General features: G+C 70.2%; 3 protein-coding genes and 2 pseudogenes. 2 read left to right on the forward strand and 3 right to left on the reverse strand.

Annotated features, from left to right (window positions below):
• Together DD1DGNOD_RS21565 and DD1DGNOD_RS21570 are read right to left on the reverse strand one after the other, a co-directional pair.
• Positions 1-652 (reverse strand): annotated as a pseudogene (locus tag DD1DGNOD_RS21565) (D-alanine--D-alanine ligase A); the annotation flags it as partial.
• Positions 653-783: 131 nt separating this feature from the next.
• Positions 784-1,791, reverse strand: a complete 1,008-nt coding sequence (locus DD1DGNOD_RS21570; RefSeq protein WP_131768371.1) for an NAD(P)H-dependent glycerol-3-phosphate dehydrogenase — start codon at positions 1,789-1,791, stop codon at positions 784-786.
• A 217-nt stretch (positions 1,792-2,008) separates the two neighbouring features.
• On the opposite strand from DD1DGNOD_RS21570, the gene cofC reads away from it, so the two are divergent.
• Positions 2,009-2,773, forward strand: a complete 765-nt coding sequence (cofC, locus tag DD1DGNOD_RS21575; RefSeq protein WP_131770924.1) for a 2-phospho-L-lactate guanylyltransferase — start codon at positions 2,009-2,011, stop codon at positions 2,771-2,773.
• A gap of 219 nt (positions 2,774-2,992) precedes the next feature.
• On the opposite strand, the gene DD1DGNOD_RS21580 is transcribed toward cofC, so the two are convergent.
• The gene (locus DD1DGNOD_RS21580) at positions 2,993-4,048 is read right to left on the reverse strand and encodes a transglutaminase-like domain-containing protein (protein ID WP_131770925.1); all 1,056 of its coding nucleotides are present in this window, start codon (positions 4,046-4,048) and stop codon (positions 2,993-2,995) included.
• A gap of 258 nt (positions 4,049-4,306) precedes the next feature.
• On the opposite strand from DD1DGNOD_RS21580, the pseudogene DD1DGNOD_RS21585 reads away from it, so the two are divergent.
• Positions 4,307-5,347, forward strand: a pseudogene (locus tag DD1DGNOD_RS21585) (RNA degradosome polyphosphate kinase); the annotation flags it as partial.

Consider the following 5,347-nt stretch of genomic DNA (forward strand, 5'->3'; position numbering starts at 1 on the left):
TCGCCAGATCGTCCCAGGCGTCCACCCGGCTGATGCCGATGCTCGAACCGCCCCGGGCCGGTTTGACGAACACGGGCAGGCCCAGGCGTTCGCGTTCGCCGGCCGTCAGGGTCTGCCCGGCGCGCAGCACCACGTACGGGCCGACGTCCAGCCCGGCGGCGGTGAGCAGGGTCTTCATGTGCTGCTTGTCCATGGCCGCGGCGCTGGCGAACACCCCCGAGCCGACGTAGGGGACGGCGGCCATCTCCAGCAGCCCCTGCACGGTGCCGTCCTCGCCGAACGGGCCGTGCAACAGCGGGAACACCACGTCGACGTCACCGACGTCACCGAGGTCGATCGTGTCGAGACCCTGCCCGGACGCCGCCGGGTCGAGCGCGATCAGACCACCCGCGGTGGGGTCGCCCGGCAGCGCCACCGCTCTGGCGGCGGCGTCGACTGTGGGCAGGACGTCATCACGGACCGCAAGTGCGCTCGGATCATCCGAACCGAGCACCCACCGGCCGTCGGGGGTGATACCGACGGCCACGACGTCGTAACGCTGCCGGTCCAGGGCCCGAAGGACGCTTCCAGCCGAGACACAGGAGATCGCATGCTCGGTGCTGCGGCCGCCGTACAGGACGGCGATCCGGATCCGGCGCGGGGAGCCAGGCATGACGGGGACCCTAACCGATCGCCGGTTGCGTTCCAGTGAACTCCACACCGCGTCCACCACGCATCCGGGTGCTGTCCGCTCCGGACCGGGTCACGGTGACCCGTCCGGCACGGAGCTCACCCGAGGACAGGTCATACGGCGCGGTACTCGGGGCCGGGTTCCCGGCTCATCAGCTCCTTGACCGCGTCCAGCGGTGCCAGGCCTTCGTGGATGACCCGCTCCACCTGCTCGGTGATCGGCATCTGGACGTCCAGGGAGCGGGCCAGGTCCAGGATCGGACGGCAGGAGCGGACGCCTTCGGCGACCTGGTGCTGCTGGGCGTTGGCCTGGGCGAGCGTCGTACCCCGGCCGAGCTTCTCGCCGAAGGTGCGGTTGCGTGACAGCGGTGACGAACAGGTGGCCACGAGGTCGCCCAGGCCGGCGAGCCCGGCGAACGTCAGCGGGTCGGCCCCCAGGGCCACGCCGAGCCGGGCTGTCTCGGCCAGCCCCCGGGTGATCAGGGACGCGATCGTGTTGGTTCCGAACCCCATCCCCTCGATCATGCCGGCGGCCAGCGCGATCACGTTCTTGACGGCTCCGGCGAGCTCACAGCCGATCACGTCCGGATTCGTGTACGGGCGGAGGTAGGGCGTCCAACAGGCCGCCTGGACCTCACCGGCCGTCCGCGCGCTGACACTGGCGACGACGGTGGCGGCCGGCTGCTCGGCCGCGATCTCTCCGGCCAGATTCGGGCCGCTGACCACGGCGATCCGGTCCGGGCTCGCCCCGGTGATCTCCTGGACCACCTCGCTCATCCGGCGCCGGGACCCCAGCTCGATGCCCTTCATCAGGCTCACGTACACCGCGGACGGCGGTACCAGCGGAGCCCATCCGAGCAGGCATGCCCGCAGGACCTGGGACGGTACGGCGAGGACGACCAGGTCAGCTCCGCGCAACGCCTCGGCGGCCTCGAGCGTGGCGCTGATCCGATCCGGCAGCGCGAGACCGGGCAGGTAGCGAGGGTTGGTGTGGAACTGGTTGATTGCCGTGACCACGTCGGGTTCGCGCGCCAGCAGCGTGACCCCGGCCCCGGCATCCGCGAGCACCTTGGCGAAAACGGTCCCCCAGGATCCGGCACACAGAACAGCCGCTCGCCTCACGTCGCAGGAGTCTTGCTCAGCCACGCGAAGCTTGTCGAGAAAGCCACGGCGGTCATACAGATCGTGTCCTGACCCGGCGCCTGCAGCCGGCGTCCGGAGCCGACCCGCGGATGCCGCCATGGCAGGTGCCGCATGTCGGCATCACACATGACCCATCCCGATATTACGTGCCGTAGAGTCGGTACGTGATACCGGTGATACCGGGGCTGCCACCCACATGACCATCTGGGTCGTCATCGTACCGGTCAAACCGCTCGCAGCGGCCAAGAGCCGGCTCGCCCATCCGGACCGGGCGGCCCTCGCGCTCGCGATGGCCCAGGACACGGTGGCCGCGGCCAGCAGCGTCGGGCGCGGCACGGTCGAGGCCGTCATGGTCGTGACCAACGACGACGTGACCCGGGCGGGTATGGCCGCCCTGTCGGGCCCGGACGCCGCCGAGGAGGCGCCGACCGGCGGCATCCCACCCGGCGGCGGCACGGCATCAGGCGGCACCACCGGCCGCGCCGGCCGTGGCCGGATCGTCGTCATCCCCGACGCACCCGACACCGGTCTCAACGCGGCGCTGGCGCACGGCGCCACCGTAGCCGCGCGGCGGTGGCCGGGCGCCGGTGTCGCAGCCCTGTCCGCCGACCTCGCGGCGCTGCGCCCGGCCCAGCTGCACGCGGCCCTGCTGGCCATGCCGGCAGGAGGTCGCGGCCTGGTCGCGGACGCGGACGGTACCGGCACCGTCCTGCTCGCCGCCGCTGCCGGCACACCGCTGGCGCCCCGGTTCGGGCCGGCAAGCCGCGCGGCACACATACGTTCCGGGGCCCGGGATCTGACCGCGCCCCTCGGCGAGTCCGTCCGTGGCCTGCGGCGTGACGTAGATACGATCGACCATCTGCGGGAGGCTGTCGGCCTCGGCGTCGGCCCCCGGACGCGGCACGTCCTGTCCACCGGTCCGCTGTCGACCGGCTCGCGACCGCTGCCCGCCGGGCGCTAACCGCTCCCTCCCCGACGCCGGCCACTCGCCCGGCAACCCCTTACCGGGCCGGTCACAGGACCCGTCAAGTAGTGCGGATCCCGTCTCAAGTAGTGCGGATCCCGTCGCAACCACCCGCACAGGGCATGATCTAAACGAGTTTGTTGCCGTGTACGCTTTTCTGCTGCATTAGCGTACATATCGGCAAACTCGTGCCGATCTTCTCCGGCGGCCAGCACGTCACTGACGTATGCCACCGTTTGCCAGACCGGCGCCCGGGGTGGTGCCTTCGCCCACCCCTGGGACGTCGTCCACCCCTATGACGTCCACCCGCTGACGCGTGGTGAGGGTGCCACGGCCCGGTCCGCAGTACGAGCCGGACGTGGGTGCCACCTCCTTGTAGTCCCTGCCCGTGGCCACGGTCACATACCGCCGGTCCACCAGGCGATCATGACAGGGGTCGAGCGCGACCGCGCACGCCCCGGCCCCGTCCAGGTTCGCACCCTCATCACCATGCGTCCATGCGTCAACACCGGAACTGGTGAGGACGTCGTCACGGCCTGCCGCACGACCGTGCAGGGCCCGAGCCGCAGCCTCGGGAACGATCACTTCGGCCCAGGCGTGCGAGGTGCTCTCGCCGATCATGTGACCGGAGACGTACCGTGCGGGCACGCCCGCGGCCCGGCACAGCGCCAGCAGGACGTGCGCGTGGTCCTGGCAGACCCCGCGACCCCCGGCGAGAGCCTGCGCGGCCGTGGTCGTGACGTCGGTGCTCCCGCCTGCGTACTCGATCCTCCGGTACACCCAGGAGCAGCACCGCAACGCGGTCTCGAGGGGGTCGGGGACGGCCAGGGTCCGAGCTGCCGCGATCATGGTGGCATCGGGCGCCGTCAGCGGTGTGGGCGTCAGCAACCTGCGGCCGGTCAGCGCGGACGCCGGCAGCTGCGGCGGTCCGGCCCCGGCGGTGCGCGCGAGGGCGACCGTGACGTCGAAGTCGAGCCGCGCCGGCACGGTGTCGAGCCTCACCAGCGCAGCCCGGGCACCGTCGACCGTGCGCTCCCAGGTGACAGTGGCCGCCGGATCGGACACGGCGAGGTGATACGCACGCAACGTCTGGTCACCGTGGCGTCGAGGGGGGACGACGACAAGGCGATGCACCAGTTGCCAGGCCGGGCCGTCATAGGTGTAGCTGAACCGCTGCCGAATACGGTAGGTGACTGACATGGCCGCCGTGTTTGCCGGGTCGACGTCCATCACGGCAGCGGCCAGCACACCGTCCGGCACCGTCTGTAGCAGCGCTGCCTGTTCCGGCTGTTGCACACGCACTGTCTGCGCCGGTACCGCCCCGGCCGTCACCGCCACGCTCCGGCAACCCCTGGCGCCGACGCCGACGCCGACCGACGGGATGTTTCCCCCATGCTGCGATATTCATCCAGGCGCATTTCATGAGCGTTACACACGACGTTCGTCTAAGCATCGTCCCAGTCAAGTTGCGCAGGTCCTAATTGCCGCACACGCCTGCCTCGTTCGCAGGAGGCTGGCACCATCGAGGGCATGACCGAGCTGGTGGTGGATCGATCCGAGCAACCGCAACGCAAACCGCGAAGCGGCCTGCTCGAGCCGCTGGAGGCACCCCGGTCACCGGTACCGTCAGATCTTCCAAATGATCGTTTCATCAACCGCGAGAAGTCCTGGCTGGACTTCAACGCACGGGTGCTGGCACTTGCCGAGGACGCGAGCGTCCCGCTGCTCGAACGCGCCAAGTTCCTGGCAATCTTCGCCAGCAACCTCGACGAGTTCTACATGGTGCGGGTCGCGGGCCTGATGCGCCGCGAGGCGACCCGGCTCGCGGTGCTTTCCGCCGACGGTCTCACCGCCCGTGAGCAGCTCGACCTCATCAGCCGTACCGCGGCCGAGCTTGGTGAGCGTCACTCCCGGTGCTTCAGCGAGACCGTCATCCCCGCCCTGGCGGAGGCGGGCATCACCATCCGGTTGTGGGGCGACCTGACCGAGGGGCAGAAGGACCGGCTGCATCACTACTTCCACCAGCAGGTCTTTCCCGTCCTCACCCCGCTCGCGGTCGATCCGGCGCATCCCTTCCCCTACATCAGCGGGCTGTCCCTCAACCTTGCTGTGACCGTGCGTGACCCGGGCGGGGACGGCGACCGGTTCGCCCGTGTGAAGGTCCCACAGAACGTGCCCCGGCTGATCCGGATCGACCCGGAGAACCCCCGGGAGGCGAACGATCGCTACGTCGTGCGCAACAAGGACTCCGACGATCACAAGGTCTGCTTCATCCCGCTGGAAGAGGTGATCTCCGCCCACCTGTCACAGCTCTTCCCCGGCATGGAGGTGGTGGACTCCCACCTGTTCCGGGTGACCCGCAACGCCGACCTGGAGGTCGAGGAGGACGAGGCCGAGGACCTGCTGCAGGCGCTCGAGCGCGAGCTGGCCCGCCGGCGGTTCGGCCCGGCCGTCCGTCTCGAAGTCGGCGACGACGTCGACGACAACCTGCTGGATCTCCTGATGCGCGAGCTGGAGGTCACCCATCGTGAGGTTGTCCGGGTCCGCGGGCTGCTCGACCTGTCGGTGCTG

This window comes from Candidatus Protofrankia californiensis (assembly GCF_900634765.1).
GTDB lineage: Bacteria > Actinomycetota > Actinomycetes > Frankiales > Frankiaceae > Protofrankia > Protofrankia californiensis.